Origin of the sequence: Kitasatospora sp. NPDC005748 (assembly GCF_040630735.1) — a bacterium.
Taxonomy (GTDB): Bacteria; Actinomycetota; Actinomycetes; order Streptomycetales; family Streptomycetaceae; genus Kitasatospora.
The window spans coordinates 43,985-60,823 of the sequence record NZ_JBEXYD010000047.1 but is presented as its reverse complement, the minus strand read 5'-3'; the positions used below and the strand labels follow the sequence as shown (position 1 = coordinate 60,823).

General features: G+C 72.9%; 14 protein-coding genes. 5 read left to right on the top strand and 9 right to left on the bottom strand.

All coding sequences use genetic code 11. The annotated features are described in order from the left end of the window. Positions 1 to 117 precede the first annotated feature (117 nt). The gene (locus ABZ495_RS27375; RefSeq protein ID WP_329488928.1) at positions 118 to 2,394 is read right to left on the bottom strand and encodes a hypothetical protein; all 2,277 of its coding nucleotides are present in this window, start codon (positions 2,392 to 2,394) and stop codon (positions 118 to 120) included. A 13-nt stretch (positions 2,395 to 2,407) separates the two neighbouring features. Continuing rightward, complete coding sequence (locus ABZ495_RS27370; RefSeq protein WP_352297741.1) at positions 2,408 to 2,836, bottom strand: hypothetical protein; 429 nt, start codon at positions 2,834 to 2,836, stop codon at positions 2,408 to 2,410. Positions 2,837 to 3,026: 190 nt separating this feature from the next. On the opposite strand from ABZ495_RS27370, the gene ABZ495_RS27365 reads away from it, so the two are divergent. The 4 genes from ABZ495_RS27365 to ABZ495_RS27350 are packed head-to-tail and all read left to right on the top strand — an operon-like array spanning position 3,027 to position 6,613. Then, on the top strand, positions 3,027 to 3,998 hold the full coding sequence (locus ABZ495_RS27365) for an ABC transporter ATP-binding protein (RefSeq protein ID WP_329488931.1): 972 nt from the start codon (positions 3,027 to 3,029) through the stop codon (positions 3,996 to 3,998). Then, a complete protein-coding gene (locus ABZ495_RS27360; RefSeq protein WP_359838582.1) occupies positions 3,982 to 4,884 on the top strand; it encodes an ABC-2 transporter permease in 903 nt (300 codons plus the stop codon). Before ABZ495_RS27365 ends, ABZ495_RS27360 begins: the two co-directional genes overlap by 17 nt. A 24-nt stretch (positions 4,885 to 4,908) precedes the next feature. Continuing rightward, positions 4,909 to 5,856, top strand: a complete 948-nt coding sequence (locus tag ABZ495_RS27355; protein ID WP_329488933.1) for an ABC transporter ATP-binding protein — start codon at positions 4,909 to 4,911, stop codon at positions 5,854 to 5,856. Positions 5,857 to 5,896: 40 nt separating this feature from the next. Then, a complete protein-coding gene (locus ABZ495_RS27350; RefSeq protein ID WP_329488934.1) occupies positions 5,897 to 6,613 on the top strand; it encodes an ABC transporter permease subunit in 717 nt (238 codons plus the stop codon). A 45-nt stretch (positions 6,614 to 6,658) separates the two neighbouring features. Here the strand turns inward: ABZ495_RS27350 and ABZ495_RS27345 are convergent, their stop codons facing one another. Further along, complete coding sequence (locus ABZ495_RS27345; protein WP_329488935.1) at positions 6,659 to 7,891, bottom strand: MFS transporter; 1,233 nt, start codon at positions 7,889 to 7,891, stop codon at positions 6,659 to 6,661. Between the two features lie 62 nt (positions 7,892 to 7,953). Beyond that, positions 7,954 to 8,694 carry a FadR/GntR family transcriptional regulator gene (locus ABZ495_RS27340; protein WP_359838580.1) on the bottom strand — a complete coding sequence of 247 codons (741 nt, stop codon included), beginning with the start codon at positions 8,692 to 8,694 and terminating at the stop codon, positions 7,954 to 7,956. A gap of 165 nt (positions 8,695 to 8,859) precedes the next feature. Between ABZ495_RS27340 and ABZ495_RS27335 the strand changes: the two genes are divergently transcribed. Then, positions 8,860 to 9,627 carry a sporulation protein gene (locus ABZ495_RS27335; protein WP_329488937.1) on the top strand — a complete coding sequence of 256 codons (768 nt, stop codon included), beginning with the start codon at positions 8,860 to 8,862 and terminating at the stop codon, positions 9,625 to 9,627. Positions 9,628 to 9,681: 54 nt separating this feature from the next. Here ABZ495_RS27335 and ABZ495_RS27330 read toward each other — a convergent pair whose 3' ends face one another. The 5 genes from ABZ495_RS27330 to efeB all read right to left on the bottom strand — a co-directional run bounded on the left by ABZ495_RS27330 (position 9,682) and on the right by efeB (position 16,834). Beyond that, complete coding sequence (locus ABZ495_RS27330; protein ID WP_359808252.1) at positions 9,682 to 11,484, bottom strand: LCP family protein; 1,803 nt, start codon at positions 11,482 to 11,484, stop codon at positions 9,682 to 9,684. Positions 11,485 to 11,662: 178 nt separating this feature from the next. Beyond that, positions 11,663 to 12,511: an HAD family hydrolase gene (locus tag ABZ495_RS27325; RefSeq protein WP_329488939.1), complete on the bottom strand. Its 849-nt coding sequence runs from the start codon at positions 12,509 to 12,511 to the stop codon at positions 11,663 to 11,665. A gap of 49 nt (positions 12,512 to 12,560) precedes the next feature. Next, the gene (serS, locus tag ABZ495_RS27320) at positions 12,561 to 13,835 is read right to left on the bottom strand and encodes a serine--tRNA ligase (RefSeq protein ID WP_329488940.1); all 1,275 of its coding nucleotides are present in this window, start codon (positions 13,833 to 13,835) and stop codon (positions 12,561 to 12,563) included. A gap of 627 nt (positions 13,836 to 14,462) precedes the next feature. Then, positions 14,463 to 15,398, bottom strand: a complete 936-nt coding sequence (gene pheA / locus ABZ495_RS27315) for a prephenate dehydratase (protein ID WP_329488941.1) — start codon at positions 15,396 to 15,398, stop codon at positions 14,463 to 14,465. A 140-nt stretch (positions 15,399 to 15,538) separates the two neighbouring features. Continuing rightward, the gene (gene efeB / locus ABZ495_RS27310; RefSeq protein WP_359838578.1) at positions 15,539 to 16,834 is read right to left on the bottom strand and encodes an iron uptake transporter deferrochelatase/peroxidase subunit; all 1,296 of its coding nucleotides are present in this window, start codon (positions 16,832 to 16,834) and stop codon (positions 15,539 to 15,541) included. Positions 16,835 to 16,839: the final 5 nt, after the last annotated feature.

The following is a 16,839-nucleotide window of genomic DNA, read 5'->3' as shown; positions in this document are numbered from 1 at the left end:
CCCGCCCCGACCGCCGCAGCCCGCACCGCCCGGCGTGGGCCGGCCTCCACCCCGCCCCCCCCCCCCCCCCGGGTCGCCCCGCGCCGCGGCGGCGACCGCCGCGGCGCGGGGTGGCCCTCAGCCGCCGGAGCTCTGGCTGCCGGAGGAGCCGTCGGTGTAGCCGTCGAGGGCCCGGTCCCCGGCGCTGTCGGCCAGCCGCTGGATGTCCTCCGGGCTGAGCTTGGTGCCGTTGGCGGCGTCGATGACGGCCTGCTTCGCCCCGACCGCCGCGCCCTCGCGCCCCTCGGCGACGAAGTCGCGCCCCTCCTGGTTGCCGTCCTCGGTGGTGTCGCGCTCGTTGGCCTTCACCACGCTGTCGGTGATCTGCTCGACGAGGAAGTCGGCCGCCTCGCCCGCCAGCGGGACCCGCTCGGTGGCCAGGCCGATGGTGGTGCTGAACGCCGTCTGCGCGTACCCGGCGTTCTTCTCCAGGGCCTCGTTGTACTCCTTGTCGGAGGACGCGTGCTCCTGGTGGACCTCGTCGATCCGGGCCTCGTTGAGGATGCCGCTGATGACGCCGCCGGCCCGGGAGGTGGAGTCGATCTCCGACTCCAGCCGGGCGAAGTCGGTCTGCCCGCTGTCGATGTGGCCGCGCACCACCGCGGTCGAGTACGCCTGGTTGGCGTTGACCACGGCGCCGTACGCGTCCGGGTCGCGGCCGAGCGCGTCGAGCAGGCCGCGGACCGGCGCCTCCTTGAGCCCGGCCGGGGCGCCGTTGACCGGCAGGTCGTCCTTGTGCGGGGAGAGCGCGCGCTGGGTGTCGCCCATGTAGTCGGCGGTCATGTGCCCGAGGCTGTCCCGCAGCGGCGCGAACTTGGCGTCCTCGCCCTTGAGGTCGTCGAGCACGCCGCCGTTGCCGTGGGTGCCGAAGGTCTGCACGACCCGGTTCATGACCTCGGCCTGGTCGGCGGTGTGCTTGGGCGCGACCCCCGAGTGGTCGTCGTACGGCCGGCCGGTGGTGGCCGCCTCCAGGGCGTGGCCGAGGGCGTCCGGACCGCTGCGCATGCCCTGCTGACGCAGTTCGTTCTTCTGCGAGACGGTGTCCGGCGTGTACTCCTTGTCGTGCGTGAAGTACGTCAGGTAGTCCGAGGGCTTGACCTTGCCGTTCGGGTTGACCGAGCCGTCGGTGTTGTACGCGGTCGGCTGGTCGTGGAAGAACTTGGTGGCCGCCTCCGGGCTGTGGCCGAGCGCCTCCAGTACGGCGGTGGTCGGCTCCCAGCCCGAACCGCCCTCCTGGCCGAGGAGGTTGTAGCCGCGCCGGTCGCTGCGCGGGCCCATCACCGGGGCCGGCCAGTACTTGTCGTCGGTGTCCAGCTGGGTGATGTGCTCGGCGATCGGGTTGAGGAAGTGCGGGTCGTAGTCGCCGGTCCGCAGGATGCCGGAGAGCACCTGGTAGCCGTAGGGCGAGTAGTCCAGGCCGCTCTGGCGGTACGGCTTGTCCCACATCGTCTCGGAGCCGGCCTTGCGCAGGTCGGCGGCCCACTGGTCGGACAGGTGGGGCTCGTTGGTGGTGCGGGTGGCGGTGGCCAGGTTGAGGCCGAGGTTCTTCTGCAGCTCCTGGTACTGCTTCCACCGGGCGTCGCTGGCGCCGTTGAACTGCTGCTCGTCGCCGACCATGCTGTTCCAGGCCTGCAGCGTCCCCTTCGGGCCGAGGTCCTGGTAGAAGCGGGTGGAGAACTTCGGGTCGTTCGCGTTGGCGGCCAGCAGCGAGTTGAGCTCGGTGAGTTCGGTGTCCGAGATCTTCCCGCCCTTGCCGGCGAGCTGGGCGGCCCGGATGCCGTCCGCCTCCGGTCCGCCGCCGACGGCCTTGGCGTTGAAGGACTTCACCTCGTCGGCGGAGGCGTCCGAGCGCAGCGCCCAGGCGGCGCGCTCGTCGGCGGCGGTGGCCTCCTGGACGGCCGCGTCGATCGCCTTGCGGGCCGCTTCGGCCTTGGTGCGGTTCTCGTCGTTGTAGGCGCGGCTGGCGTCCGGGTCGTGCCGGGTGGCGTTGTCGGCCGGCGGCCAGCTCACGGTGCCGTCGTCGGTGACGGTCAGCCCGGCGCCGCGGGCGTCCGCGACGGCCTTGTCCAGCTTGGCCTTGGCCGCCTGGAAGTCGTTCCCGGCGTCCTTGAGGATCGAGCCGATCGCGGTGGCCTCGGTGACGGCGGCGGTCAGCTGCTCGTTGGCCCGCTGGAGCTTGGGCCGGGCCTGGTCGGCGGTGGGGCCGCTCCAGTTGGCGGAGTTGACCTTGGCGATGACCGTGTTGTCCCAGTCCTCGTCCATCGCCTTCAGCTTCTTGGCGACGTCCTCCCAGGCGGTGGCGGCGGTGCCGAGGACGTCCAGCTTGGCGGTGCTCAGTTCGTGGAAGTCGACCATGTCGTCCGCCCCCTCAGCCCTTCATGTCGTGCTTGACGGCGGTTTCGTTGTTCCGGTAGTTCGTGGCGCTGTCCCGCAGGGCCTGGGTGAGCTCGCCGATGGTGCTGTTCAGGGCGGCGATCTGCTGGTCCCAGGTGGCGGCGGTCTGCGCGGCCGCCTTGCCGGTGCTCCAGTTGGCCAGCGAGGTGGCCACCTGGGTGGTCTCGTCGTCGGCGGCCCGGCCGTCCCCGTTGAGCCGGCCGTGGATCTGGTCCGACGAGTTGGCGGCGGAGTCCAGCGCCGCGGGGTCGACCCCGACGGTGCCGCCGTCGCCGGGGGCGTTCGCCGAGTTGATCCGGGTGCGGGCACCCTCCTGCTGCCTGGCCGCGGTGGTCAGGTTCCCGTCGGCGTCGTACGCCCAGGGGTTCATCATCCGGTCAAATGCGGTCGCGCGATCCGACATGGTGCTCTCGTCCCTCCCTGCCGGGCACTCTCCCCGGCGGCCCCCGTGTTAGGAATTCGCAAAGAATACAAGGGCGGTGGCGGGCCGGAACCCCTAGGGGATCATCGGGCGGATGTCATACCGCAGCAGCACGGGGCGTCGTCATTCGAGCTCATGGCCCGGACGGTCCGGCCGCACTACGGTGAGGGACGTGTCCACTGTCATCAAGACGGACGGCCTCACCAAGAGGTTCCCCCGGGTCACCGCCCTCGATCAGCTCACCGTAGAGGTGGAGCCCGGGGTGGTCGGCCTGGTGGGGGCGAATGGCGCGGGCAAGTCCACACTCATCAAGATCCTGCTCGGGCTGGCCCCGGCGACCTCCGGTACGGGGCGGGTCCTCGGCCTCGACATCGCCACCCAGGGCTGGCAGATCCGTGAGCAGGTCGGCTACATGCCCGAGCACGACTGCCTGCCGCCGGACGTCTCGGCGACGGAGTTCGTGGTGCACATGGCGCGGATGGCCGGGCTCCCGGCCGCCGCGGCCCGCGAGCGGACGGCCGACACGCTGCGGCACGTCGGGCTGTACGAGGAGCGGTACCGGCCGATGGGCGGGTACTCGACGGGCATGAAGCAGCGGGTCAAGCTGGCCCAGGCGCTGGTCCACGACCCGAAGCTGGTGCTGCTGGACGAGCCCACCAACGGGCTGGACCCGGTCGGCCGGGACGACATGCTGGCGCTGATCCGCCGGGTGCACACCGACTTCGGCATCTCGGTGCTGGTCACCACCCACCTGCTCGGCGAGCTGGAGCGGACCTGCGACCACCTGGTCATCATCGACGGGGGCAAGCTGCTGCGCTCCTCGTCGACCGCGTCGTTCACCGGAGTGACGGCGACCCTCGCGGTCGAGGTGACGGACTTCCCCGACGACCACACCCGCGACGCGAGCGCCGCCGTGCGCGAGCGGCTGACCGCCGCCGGGCTCGCGGTCGAGCCGGAGGGCGCGCGGCTCCTGCTGGTGCGCCTGGCCGGCGACGACACCTACGACACCATCCGCGACGCGGTCGCGGACCTCGGCCTCGGGCTGGTCCGGCTGGAGCAGCGCCGCCACCGGGTCGCCGAGCTGTTCACGGAGACCAGCGGTCAGCAGAGCAAGGGAGGTCCCGCAGATGGCACTGCCCTCTGAGGCCAGGTCGCTCGACACCGGCGTCATCCACGACATCGGGTACCGCGGCTACGCCGGCCCCCGGCTCGGCCGGGCCTACGCCACCCGTTCGCTGTTCACCCAGAGCCTGCGCGCCGCGTACGGCCTCGGGCGCTCGGGCCGGTCCAAGGTGCTGCCGATGCTGCTGCTCGGTCTGGTCACCGCGCCGGCCGCGATCATGGTGGCGATCGCCCTCGTCCAGCGCGAGGACGAACTGCCGGTCGACTACCCGGAGTACCTGGGGATCGTGGGCCTGCTGGTCTCGATCTTCCTGGCCTCGCAGACGCCCGTGCTGCTCTCCCGGGACCTCCGCCACCACACCGTCCCGCTGTACTTCTCCCGCCCGATCACCCGGGCCGACTACGTCCGGGCCAAGTACGCCGCGATGGCCTGCGCCCAGCTGCTGCTGATGACGGCCCCGCTGCTGGTGCTCTACGTCGGCGCGCTGCTCGGCGGGCTGGACTTCGGGCACAACACCGCGCACGTCCTCTACGGCCTGGTCACCGCCGTGCTGTACGCCCTGGTGCCCACCTCGGTCGCGCTGGTGATCGCCGCCACCACGCCGCGCCGCGGCTTCGGGGTGGCCGCGATCATGGGCTACCTGGCGATCAGCACCGCCGTGGTCGGCGTCGTCAGCGGCATCAGCTCGGAAGGCCGGGCCGGCCTGCCGGACTCCGCGCAGTGGACGGCCCTGCTCGCGCCGAACGAGCTGGTGGAGAGCCTGGTGAACCAGCTCTTCGACCTCGGCAGCGGGCCGGACCGGCTGCACGCGCCCGGCGCCCTCGGCGTGGTGGTCTTCGCCGCCACCGCCGCCGCGATGGTGGCCGGCTCGTACGCGCTGCTGCTGCGCCGCTACCGCAACATCTGACAACGCAGGATCTGAGAGGGCGTCATGGCCACCATCACCATCGACAAGGTCTCCCGCTGGTTCGGCAACGTGGTCGCCGTCAACGACGTCAGCATGGCGATCGGTCCCGGCGTCACCGGCCTGCTGGGGCCCAACGGCGCGGGCAAGTCGACCCTCATCCACATGATGAGCGGCTTCCTCGCCCCCTCCACCGGAGCGGTCACCCTGGACGGCGCGCCGATCTGGCGCAACCAGCAGGTGTACCGGCAGATCGGGCTGGTCCCCGAGCGGGAGTCGATGTACGACTACCTGACCGGTTGGGAGTTCGTGCTGGCCAACGCCGAGCTGCACGGCCTCGCCGACCCGGCCGCGGCGGCCCGGCGGGCGCTGTCCCTGGTGGAGATGGAGTACGCCCAGGACCGGAAGACCGGGACGTACTCCAAGGGCATGAAGCAGCGCGTCAAGATGGCCTCGGCGCTGGTCCACGACCCCGCCGTGCTGCTGCTCGACGAGCCGTTCAACGGCATGGACCCGCGCCAGCGGCTGCAGCTGATGGAGCTGCTGCGCCGGTTCGGCGCCGACGGCCGCACGGTGCTCTTCTCCTCGCACATCCTGGAGGAGGTCGAGCAGCTGGCCCGGCACATCGAGGTCGTGGTGGCCGGCCGGCACGCCGCCTCCGGGGACTTCCGCCGGATCCGCCGGCTGATGACCGACCGGCCGCACCGCTACCTGGTCCGCTCCAGCGACGACCGCCGGCTGGCCGCCGCGCTGATCGCGGACCCGTCGACGGCCGGCATCGAGCTGGACGTGCCGGGCCCGGACACCAGGGCGGCGGCGGGCGAGGCGGGCGGGCTGAGGATCCAGGCGGTCAACTTCCAGGGCTTCACCACCCTGCTGCCCAAGGTCGCCCAGCAGGCCGGCGTCCGGCTGTACACCGTCGCCCCGGCCGACGAGTCGCTGGAGAGCGTCTTCTCCTACCTCGTCTCCGCGTAGCCCCACCCCCGGAACCGGACCCCAGGAAGGCCGACCAACCATGAACCCGACCGTCGCCAGGCTGACGCTGCGCGGCCTGCTGGGCCGCCGCCGCGGCATCCTGCTGCTGGTGGTCCCCGCCCTGCTGCTGCTCGTCTCGGCGATCGCCAGCGGCTCCAGCGGGGACAAGCACGACCTGACCGTCAAGATCCTCGGGCAGCTGGGCCTCGGCACGCTGCTGCCGATCCTCGGCCTGGTCGTCGGCACCGGCGCCATCGCCACCGAGATTGATGATGGCTCGATCGTCTACCTGCTGGCCAAGCCGCTGCCCCGCTGGAAGATCATCACCACCAAGCTGGCGGTGGCGGTCGGCACCACCTGGGTGTTCTCGGCGGTCCCGATCCTGCTGGCCGGCCTGCTGCTGTACGGCACCGAGGACGGCCTGGCGCTCGGTTACACCGTCGCCGCGCTGGTGGCCGGTGCCGCGTACAGCGCGCTGTTCCTGCTGCTCGGCGTCGTCACCCGGCACGCCGTGGTGGCCGGGCTGGTCTACGCGCTGATCTGGGAGTCCCTGATCGGCAACTTCGTGAAGGGCGCCAAGACGCTCAGCGTCCAGCAGTGGGGGCTGTCGGTGGCCGAGGCGGTGGCCGGCGAGGGCGCGATCACCGCGGACGTCGCGCTCGGGGTGGCCGTCCCGCTGCTGCTGGTCCTCACCGTGGCGGCGACGCTGCTCGCCTCGGTGAAGCTGGCCGGTCTGACCCTGGCCGCCGAGGAGTAGCGGGCCCGGCCGGCCGCGGGGCGGGCCCGCGGCCGGCACCGGGCCTCAGAGCGTCCGGTCGCGGCCCGCGCCCCAGCCGGCCACGGCGGCGACCGCCGCCAGCACCAGCATCAGCAGCAGCGGGACGTTCCAGCCGCCGGTCAGCTGGTGCAGGGCCCCGGCGCCGACCGGTCCGGCCGCGGCCACCAGGTAGCCGACCGCCTGCGACATGCCGCCCAGCTGGGCGGCGCCGGCCGCGCTGTCGGTGCGCAGCACGATGAAGGCGAGGGCGAGGCCGAGCGAGCCGCCCTGGGCGATGCCCAGGATGGTGGCCGACACCCAGGCCCCGGGCACCGGCGAGACCAGCAGGATCGTGATGCCGACCGCGTTCAGCACGGCCATCACCACGGCCAGCGTCCGCTGCCGGGTCATCCGGCCGGCCATCAGCGGCACCAGGAAGGCCCCGGCCACCTGGACCAGGTTGGAGAAGGCGAAGACCAGACCGGCCTCGCTCCGGTCCATCCCGTGGTCGGCCAGGATGGTCGGCATCCAGGCCACCAGGGTGTAGACCAGCAGCGACGAGATGCCCATGAAGAGGCTGATCTGCCACGCCAGCGGCGAGCGCCAGACCCCCTCGATCGGCCGGCCGGCGGGGGCCGCCGCCACCGCCGCCTTCTCCTGGCGCGAGCGCAGCACCTGCGGCAGCCAGGCGACGGCGGCGATCAGGGCCAGCAGCGACCAGGCGCCGAGCGAGGCCCGCCAGCCGCCGCCGAGGGCGTGCTCCAGGGGCACCGAGGTGCCCGCCGCGAGGGTGGCGCCGACCAGCATGGTGGTCGAGTAGACGCCGGTCATGGTCGCCGCCCGGCCCGGGAACTCGCGCTTGACCAGGCCCGGCATCGAGACGTTCAGCACCGCGATCGCGACCCCGATCACCACGCAGCCGGCGTACAGCGCGGCCACCGAGGGCAGCACCCGCAGCAGCACGCCCGCGCCGAGCACCAGCACCGCGCCCAGCACCACCCGCTCGGTGCCGAACCGCCTGGTCAGCCGGGGGGTGAGCGGGGCGCCGGCGCCCTGGAAGAGCACCGGGACGGTGGTGATCAGACCGCTCGCCGTCGCGGAGAGCCCGAAGGTGTGCTGGATCTCGCCGACCATCGGCGAGATCGCCGCCAGGCAGGCCCGCATGTTGAGGGCGACCAGCACGATGCCGGTCAGCAGCAGGGCGGGGTGGGCCAGCCGGGTGCGGACGGGGAGCGGGGCGGGAACGAGGACCGGCTGCTGGGCACGGGTGACGGCCATGGGACGTGCTGCTCTTTCGTGAAAACGGGGGACGGACGCGGGAGGGCGGCGGCGGGTGCCGCCTACTTCCGGGCCGCGATGGCGGCGAGGAGCTGCTCGACGGCCGCGGTCGGCTCGGCGAGCAGCGTCCGACACGCGGCCTCGGCGCGGTCCGGGTCACCGCTCTCGATCGCGTCCACCAGCGCCGCGTGGGTGGCCACGACCACCTCGGGCATCTCGTGGTCCCCGAAGGCCGTCCGCATCGACTCCCGCACCGAGGCGCCGAAGTAGCGGTACACCTCGGTCAGCGCGGGGTTGTGCGCGGCCTCGACCACGGCGGTGTGGAACTCCAGGTCGTGCTCGACGGTCGCCTCGCGGCCGGTCCGCTCCGGGTGCGCCGCGATCACCTCCGCCTCGCGGGCCAGCGCGGCCCGCATCCGGACGATGTCCTCGGGCGTGTGCCGCAGCGCCGCCAGCCGGGCGCCCTCGGCCTCCAGCGCCGCCCGGACCTCCAGGACGTCCCGCACGCCGGAGCGCTGCACGCCCCGCAGGACGGAGGCCGGGTCGCTGGTGCTGCGCACGAAGGTGCCCTCACCCTGCCGGGTGGCCAGCATCCCGGCGTGCACCAGCACCCGGATGGCCTCCCGCACGGTGTTCCGGCCGACCTGCAGCCGCTCGGCCAGCTCGTGCTCGGTGGGGATCCGCGAGCCGACCGGCCAGCTGCCGGCGGCGAGCTGCTCGCGCAGCTGGTCGATGGCGGTGTCCACCAGGGAGCGCCGGCCGGCGGCCTGCAAGGTGTCCTCGCTGTGGCCGGATGCGGTCATGGCGGAGCTCCCCTCTGCGCGTCGATCTGCGGTCATCGGTCATCCTACAACCGCTTGCCCGGTCATCCTACAACTGGCTCGCACCTGCGCGGGGGAACCGTCCGGGTCGTCCTGGCGTTCCTCCCGACGACTTCGGTCCACCCCTATTTCGAGGAGAGCGCCCCCATGGTGTTCAAGAAGCTGCTCGGTGCCCTGGGCGTCGGCGGTCCCGGCGTCGACACCGTCCTGACCACGCCGGTCGTGCAGCCCGGCGGCACCCTGCACGGAACGGTCGAGCTGACCGGCGGGACGGTCGAGGCGGACATCCGGGGGATCACGCTGACCCTGGTCGCCCGGGTGGAGATCGAGCACGAGGAGGGGGAGAGCACCGGCCTCTACCCGTTCGCGCGGTTCTCCGTCACCGCGCCGCTGGTGCTGGCGCCCGGCGAGAACCGGTCGATCCCGTTCGCCGTCCAGGTGCCGTTCGAGGCCCCGGTCACCGTCGTCGCCGGGCAGCACCTGCACGGCATGCAGCTCGGCGTGCGGACGGAGGTCGACATCGCGGGCGCGCTCGACAAGGGCGACTCCGACCCGCTGGAGATCGAGCCGCTGGCGGTGCAGCGCCGGATCCTGGACTCGCTGCTGCAGCTCGGCTTCCGGTTCCGCTCGGCCGACCTGGAGGCCGGCCACATCCGGGGCACCGGCCAGACGCTGCCGTTCTACCAGGAGATCGAGTTCTCCGCCGCGCCGCAGTACGCGCACGTCTGCAACTCGCTGGAGGTCAGCTTCGTCACCACCGCGCAGCGGGTCGAGGTGGTGCTGGAGGCGGACAAGCGCGGCGGCCTCTTCGGCCACGGCGGCGGCGACGTCATCCGCACCCACGTGGTCGAGCACGGCCAGGCCGACCAGGACCTCACCGCGCTGGTCGACGGCTGGATCCGGGCCGCGCTCTGACGGCCGCGCCGCCGGCCCCGGGGCGTCCGGGGGCCGGCGGCGGGTCCGCGGCGGCTAGCCGTAGGAGACGTTGCTGCAGATGTCGTCGTCGGCCGAGCGGGCCTCGTTGACCACCTCGGTGGGCAGCGGGGCCGGCACGTTGGGCGTGGCGCCGGTCGCGGCCGGGTTGGCCGCGGCGTAGTCCTTGCCGAGGACGAGGCTGATGCCGGCCGCCGAGGTGGGCGTCAGCTGGGCGCCCGGGAACATCGCCGCGATCCGCTCCGCGTTGGCCTTCTGCCCGGCGCCGTACTCCACCGTGGTGGTCGCCTTGTTGGTGTTCTTGGCGGTGGTGGTGCCGGTGACGGTGACCTTGTTGGTCTTGAGCGTCTCGGCCGCCTTGGCGGCCAGCCCGGTGACGGTGGTGCCGTTGTAGACCGCGACCTTCACCGGCGGGCCGTCCACGGCGGTCGGCGAGGGCGCGGCCGGCGTGGTCTCGGCGGGGGCCGGGGTCTGCGGCGCGTCCTCCTGCTTGCCGGTGGCGTCCTCGCCGTCGATGGTGCGGTCGGCCTGGAGGGTCTTCCAGAGGTTGTCGACGGCCGGGTGGACCAGGTCGATCCGGGGGCCGTTGTAGCGCCACGGCGTGGTCAGGAACTTGACGTCGTGCAGGTCGATGTTCTTCATCGACAGCGCGAAGTCCATCAGCTTCTTGGCCGAGTCCAGCCCGGGGTCGACCGTCATCGACTTGGTGGCCGCGTCGGCCAGCGGCAGCAGCGTGGTCGGGTTCAGGCCCTCGCCCTTGACCTTGGCCATCAGCGAGGAAAGGAAGGCCTGCTGGCGCTTCATCCGGCCGACGTCGGACTCGTCGCCGATGCCGTGCCGCAGCCGGACGTAGTCCAGCGCCTTCTGGCCGGAGAGCTTCTGCTTACCCTTGGGCAGGACGACCTTGCCCTTCTTGCCCAGGTTGGGGTTGAGGTGCCCCTCGTAGATGTCGTTCGGCAGGCAGACGTCGACGCCGCCGACGGCCTCGGTCATCGCCGCGAAGCCCTCGAAGTTCACCTCGATGGTGTGGTCGACCCGGATGCCGGTGAGCTTCTCCACGGTGTTCTGGGTGCAGGCCGGGTTGCCGGCCTCGCTGTTGCCCACCGAGAACGCCGAGTTGAACATCTGCCCCGGCGACTCCTTGGTCCACTTGCCGTTCGGCAGCTTGCAGGCCGGGATGGTCACCAGCGCGTCGCGCGGGATCGAGATGCCCACCGCGTGCTTGTGGTCCGCGTAGACGTGCAACAGGATCGTGGTGTCCGAGCGGGCACCGTCCTCGTTGCCGCCGCCGAGGTCGCTGTTCTTGCCGGCCCGCGAGTCGGAGCCGATCAGCAGGATGTTGACGGGCTTGTTGCCGTTGGCGTCGGCGACCGCCTCGGGCGGGCGGTCGGTGGCGATCGCGTCCGCGTCGAAGGACTTGATGTTGCCGTTCAGCTTGTAGTAGATCGCGCCGCCGGTGCCCGCCAGCGCCACCAGGACGCCGGCCACCGACCAGGCCACGATCTTCTTGGTGTTCCGTTTCGGCTTGCGGCTGTTGCGCGCGGCCGCGCGGCCGCCCGTCGCGGTGCCGTCGGCCTTCCCGTCCTCGGACCGCCCGCCGTCGCCCTTGCCGCGGCCGCCGCCCTTGCCCTGGGCGGCCCGCCGGGCCTCCGCCCGGCCGCCGGGCCGGGGCGCGGGCACCCGGGCGTCGTCCGCCGGTCCGTCGGTGCCGGCGCCGCCGCGTGAACCGCCGGGCCGCGGGGTGCCGGCCGCGCGTGCGGCGCCGGTGCCGCGGGGGCCGTTCGCGGCGCGCCGCCGGCCTTCCGCCCCCGACGTGCTCTCGTCCCACTGGCCTGACATGCGCGTACCTCTCAGCGGCGGAAGCAGCAATCCTGTACGTGTCCGGCGGGCACGGCCCGGGTGGGCCGGGACAACCGCACAGGAGCACCGCACCGGGAGACGCGGAGCTTCAGCGGAGCATACAAACTCTTTCTTTCACGGTCAGCATCCGGGTGCCGTCGGGCGGCCCGGCCGGTGCTCAGTGCCGCGGGTAGAGCCGCTCCAGGACGACGGCGACGCCGTCCTCGTCGTTGCCGACGGTGACCTCGTCGGCGACCGCCAGCAGCTCCGGGTGCGCGTTGGCCATCGCGACGCCGTGCGCGGCCCAGCCGAACATCGGCACGTCATTGGGCATGTCGCCGAAGGCGATGGTGTCGGCGGCCCGCAGGCCCAGGCGGCGGGCGGCGACGGCCAGGCCGGTGGCCTTGGAGAGGCCCAGCGGGAGCAGTTCGACGATGCCGGCGCCGGACATCACCACGCCGACCAGGTCGCCGGCGACCCGGCGGGCGGTCTCGGCGAGCGCGTCGTCGGTGAGCCCGCGGCACTGGATGTAGAGCTTGCTGAGCGGGGCGGCGAGCAGCTCGCCCTTGTCGACCCGGACCACCGGCAGGTCGGAGCCGATCAGGAGTTCGTAGCCGGGACCGGCCAGGACGTCGCCCTCCAGGCCGTCCTGGTTGGCGGCGACGGCCAGCGGGCCGGTCTCCGCCTCTATCTTGGCGATCGCCAGCGCGGCCAGCCTGCGGTCCAGGGTGAGCGAGGTGAGCAGCTTGTGCGCCCCCGCGTCGTAGACCTGCGCGCCCTGGCCGCAGACCGCTATGCCCCGGTAGCCGATCTCGTCGAAGACCGGCCGGGCCCAGGCGGCCGAGCGGCCGGTGACGACGATGTGCACCGCTCCGGCGCCGGTGGCGGCGGCCAGCGCGGTGCGGGTGCGCGCGGAGACGGTCTCCTCGCTGGTGAGCAGGGTGCCGTCGAGGTCGGTGGCGACCAGCCGGAAGGGCAGGTCGCCACCGGCGCCGGGGGAGACGGGGCTGGGGCTGGTACTGCTCATGGGCCGTGCGTCTCCCGGGAGTTGCATTCGGGCGGTGGTGCGGTGGGCGTTACTTGACCGGGGGCAGGACGGAACGCCCGCCGAGGAACGGCCGCAGCGCCTCCGGGACCACCACCGAGCCGTCGGCCTGCTGGTGGTTCTCCAGGATCGCCACGATGGTGCGCGGGACGGCGACCAGGGTGCCGTTCAGCGTGGCCAGCGGGCGGACCTTGCCCTCCTCGCGCATCCGGATGGAGAGCCGGCGCGACTGGTACTCGGTCGTGTTGGAGGTCGAGGTGACCTCGCGGTACTTGCCCTGGGTCGGGATCCACGCCTCGATGTCGAACTTGCGCGCGGCCGAGGAGCCGAGGTCGCCGGAGGCGACGTCGATCACCCGGTAGGGCAGCTCCAGGGCGTTCAGGAAGTCCTTCTCCCACTGCAGCAGCCGGCGGTGCTCCTGCTCGGCGTCCTCGGGCGTGGTGAAGACGAACATCTCCACCTTCTCGAACTGGTGGACGCGGATGATGCCGCGGGTGTCCTTGCCGTAGGTGCCGGCCTCGCGGCGGAAGCAGGACGAGTAGCCGGCGTAGCGCAGCGGCAGCTTGTCCGCGTCGATGATCTCGTCCATGTGGTACGCCGCGAGCGGGACCTCGCTGGTGCCGACGAGGTAGCGCTCCTCCTCTTCGAGGAAGTACACGTTCTCGGCGGCCTGGCCGAGGAAGCCGGTGCCGTCCATGGCGGCCGGGCGGACCAGGGCCGGGGTGATCATCGGGGTGAAGCCGGCCGCGGTGGCCTGGGTGATCGCCATGTTGACCAGGGCGAGCTCCAGCAGCGCGCCGACACCGGTCAGGTAGTAGGACCGAGCGCCGGCGACCTTGGCGCCGCGCTCGGTGTCGATCGCGCCGAGGATCTGCCCCAGCTCGACGTGGTCACGGGGCTCGAAGCCCTCGGCGGCGAAGTCGCGCGGAGTGCCGATCTCCTCCAGCGTGACGAAGTCCTCCTCGCCGCCGACCGGGGCGGCCGGGTCGATGAGGTTCGCCAGCGAGCGGAGCAGGCGCTCGGCCTCCTCCTTGGCCACGCCCTGTTCGGCGTCGGCGGCCTTGACCTCCTCGGCGAGCGCCTTGGTGCGCTGCAGCAGGGCGGTCTTCTCCTCGCCCTGGGCCTTGGCGACCTGCTTGCCGAGCGTCTTCTGCTCGTTGCGGAGCTCGTCGAAGCGACTGCCCGAGGACCGCCGCCGTTCGTCGGCGGAGAGGAGGGCGTCGACCAGGTCGACGTCCTCGCCACGGACGCGCTGCGAGGCGCGCACTCGGTCAGGGTCCTCACGGAGCAGGCGAAGGTCAATCACGGGGCCAAGCCTACCGGGCGGGGGCCCGTCCACCGGTAGCGGATTTCCCCTGGGGATAACTCGCCCCATCCTGTGGATAACTCCTGTGGGCAAGCGCCGGGGGGTGAGTTATCCACAGGTGGATCGGGTGGGCTGTGGATGGCCGGGATCCGGGTGGGGAGAGTAGCCACAACCTAGGAATTGAGGCTTCAAACCTCATTTGACCTTCCCGGGTGAGGGAATTGAAGCACTCAGACGGGTGATTTGCTGGCACACGGGTGACTCTGGTCCGATTAGTCATCTCTGCGCCGCTAACCGGTGTTCCGACCGAAACGGCCGATGGCTATACCGGTTTGTCGACTCATCCCCAGGTCTGTGGATAACTTTCGGCTGTGGACAGCCGCCGGGCCTGTGGACAGCCGGTTCCGCCGCTTCGGAGCCTGTGGACGACGGGTGCGGTCACCTGCCCCGGTGGCTGAGTTCAGTCGAAAACAGTCAAGAAAGAACAGGAAAACGAAAGCCGGCGATCAAATGTCCGGGCGGCCGGGGTCACCCGGATGCCGCAGCCGGCCGCGCCGCGCCGCAGGCCCGGGACACCCGGAGTCGGGTACCCCGGTCGCCCCGTCCGCCCCGGCGGCCCCGCGCGCCTCAGATGTCGCCGCGCCCGTCGAGGCAGCGGGAGAGCCAGTCGGCCGCCGCGCCGAAGTCGGCGTCCGAGGTGCCCGGCCGCCGGTGCTTGGTGACCTGCCGGTCGGCGCGCGGATAGGAGCCGAGGAAGCGCACCTGCGGGCAGATCCGCTTGAGGCCCATCAGCGCCTCGCTCACCCGGCGGTCGGCGAGGTGGCCCTCGCAGTCGATCAGGAAGCAGTAGCTGCCGAGCCCCTCACCGGTCGGGCGGGACTCGATCCGCATCAGGTTGACGCCGCGCACCGCGAACTCCTGGAGCAGCTCCAGCAGCGCGCCCGGGTGGTCGTCCGGCAGCCAGACCACCATCGAGGTCTTGTCCGCCCCGGTCGGCGAGGAGACCCGACCCGGCCGGCCCACCAGGATGAAGCGGGTGGTCGCGTTCTGCGCGTCGGCGATGTCCTTGACCAGCGGGTCCAGGCCGTAGATCGGCGCCGCGAACTCGCCCGCGAAGGCGCCGTCGAACCGCTCCTCGGCGACCAGCCGGGCGCCGTCGGCGTTGGAGGCCGAGGACTCCCAGCGGGCGTCCGGCAGGTTGGCGGCCAGCCAGCGGCGCACCTGCGGCTGGGCGACGGGGTGGCTGGTGACGGTCTTGATGTCGCCCAGTTCGGTGCCGGGCCGCACCAGCAGCGCGAAGGAGATCGGCAGCAGCACCTCCCGGTAGATCATCAGCGGGGTGCCGGCGGCCAGTTCGTCGTTGGTCGCGGTGACGGCGCCCTCGACGGAGTTCTCGATCGGCACGAACGCGCCCGAGGCCTCGCCCGCGCGCACCGCGTCCAGCACCAGCGGCACCGAGGCCAGCGGCACCAGCTCCCGGGTCGCCGCCTCCGGCAGGGTGCGCAGGGCCGCCTCCGTGAAGGTGCCCGCCGGGCCGAGGTAGGTGTAGCGGGTGGCCGACATGCCGCCTCCATGCGAAAGGGTTACCGAGCAGATCACCTTAGTCACTTCGCCCGCCTCCCACCGCCGCGTTCCGGTCCGTGGGAATCCCGGGCGGGGGGCCGGCGCGGGCGCGGGGAGGTGCCCCGGGCCCCGGCCGGCCGCTACTCCAGCAGCGACTGCCCGACGTAGCCGCCCTCCGGCGCGCCGGGCGGCACGGCGTACAGCCCGCTCGCCTCGTGCCGCAGGAAGCGGGAGAGGCCGTCGCCCCGGGAGAGCTTGCGCTGCACCGGGGTGAAGCCCCGGCCCGGGTCGGCCTGGAACGCGAGGAAGAGTAGCCCGGCGTCCGGCGAGCCGTCGGCCAGCAGGCCGTCGTGGTAGGAGAAGCCCCGCCGCAGCATCGCCGCCCCGCCGTTGGCGGCCGGTGCGGCGACCCGGATGTGCGCGTCGGCGGGGACGGCCAGCGTGCCGTCCGCCCTCTGCGCCGTCAGGTCCACCGGTGTGGTCTCGCCGGCGGAGGCGGGCGCGGAGAGCGGCGCGCCGTCCGTCTTGCGGCGGCCGATCACCCGCTCCTGGCGGTCCACCGGCAGTGCCTCCCAGGAGTCCAGCAGCATCCGGATCCGCCGGAACACCAGGTACGAGCCGCCGTTCAGCCAGGCGCTCCGCTCGTCACCGGCGGCGCAGAACACCTTGCCGGCGAAGCCGTCCTCACCGGGCCGGGGGTTGTTGGTGCCGTCGATCTGGCCCATCAGGTTGCGCCCGGTCATCGGCCGCGCGGTGGCGCCGGGCGTCCGGGCGAAGCCGGCCGCCTGCCAGCGCAGCGCCGCGGTGCCGGCCGCCCGGCGCTGGAGCACCCGCAGGGCGTGCACGGCGACCAGCGCGTCGTCGGCGCCGATCTGGACGAAGAGGTCGCCGTCACCGCGGGCCGGGTCCAGCGCGTCCGCCGGGAAGGCGGGCAGCGGCTCCAGCGCCGCCGGGCGGCGGTCGGCCAGTCCGGCCCGGTCGAACAGGGTGGCGCCGAAGCCGAAGGTGACGGTCAGCGAGCAGGGGCCGGCGTCCAGCGCCACCTGGTTCTCGAACGCGTCGGCCGGCTCGCCGGCGGCCAGCAGCGCGGCCGTCCGGGACCAGTCGCGCAGCAGCGTCCGCAGCCCGTCCCGGCCGACGCCGGCGGCCAGGTCGAAGGCGGCCAGCTGGACCCGGGCCTGCTGCGGTTCGAGGATGCCGGCCTGGTGCTCGCCGTGGAACGGCACCCGTCCGGCGCCGAGCGCGCCACTCGGCCCGGCGGCGGCGGGTACGGCCGCGGGCGCCCGGTCCAGGGCGACCGCCCCGGCCGCGCCCGCGCTCGCACCGGCCACCAGCCCGGCCCCGGCGGTGCCCAGCAGGGCCCTCCGGGTGACGCCGGCGCGCGGGCCGGGATCCGCGCCGCCGGGCAGCCGGCCGGTGTCCGTGGTGCTGCCCATCGCGC

Bases quoted from the DNA above. Each gene is read 5' to 3' on its own strand.
- ABZ495_RS27335 (WP_329488937.1), top strand. From the start codon at position 8,860: ATGGTGTTCAAGAAGCTGCTCGGTGCCCTGGGCGTCGGCGGTCCCGGC.
- ABZ495_RS27370 (WP_352297741.1), bottom strand. From the start codon at position 2,836: ATGTCGGATCGCGCGACCGCATTTGACCGGATGATGAACCCCTGGGCG.
- ABZ495_RS27330 (WP_359808252.1), bottom strand. From the start codon at position 11,484: ATGTCAGGCCAGTGGGACGAGAGCACGTCGGGGGCGGAAGGCCGGCGG.
- ABZ495_RS27360 (WP_359838582.1), top strand. From the start codon at position 3,982: ATGGCACTGCCCTCTGAGGCCAGGTCGCTCGACACCGGCGTCATCCAC.
- pheA (WP_329488941.1), bottom strand. From the start codon at position 15,398: ATGTCGGCCACCCGCTACACCTACCTCGGCCCGGCGGGCACCTTCACG.
- efeB (WP_359838578.1), bottom strand. From the start codon at position 16,834: ATGGGCAGCACCACGGACACCGGCCGGCTGCCCGGCGGCGCGGATCCC.
- ABZ495_RS27355 (WP_329488933.1), top strand. From the start codon at position 4,909: ATGGCCACCATCACCATCGACAAGGTCTCCCGCTGGTTCGGCAACGTG.
- ABZ495_RS27340 (WP_359838580.1), bottom strand. From the start codon at position 8,694: ATGACCGCATCCGGCCACAGCGAGGACACCTTGCAGGCCGCCGGCCGG.
- ABZ495_RS27325 (WP_329488939.1), bottom strand. From the start codon at position 12,511: ATGAGCAGTACCAGCCCCAGCCCCGTCTCCCCCGGCGCCGGTGGCGAC.
- ABZ495_RS27350 (WP_329488934.1), top strand. From the start codon at position 5,897: ATGAACCCGACCGTCGCCAGGCTGACGCTGCGCGGCCTGCTGGGCCGC.
- ABZ495_RS27375 (WP_329488928.1), bottom strand. From the start codon at position 2,394: ATGGTCGACTTCCACGAACTGAGCACCGCCAAGCTGGACGTCCTCGGC.
- ABZ495_RS27345 (WP_329488935.1), bottom strand. From the start codon at position 7,891: ATGGCCGTCACCCGTGCCCAGCAGCCGGTCCTCGTTCCCGCCCCGCTC.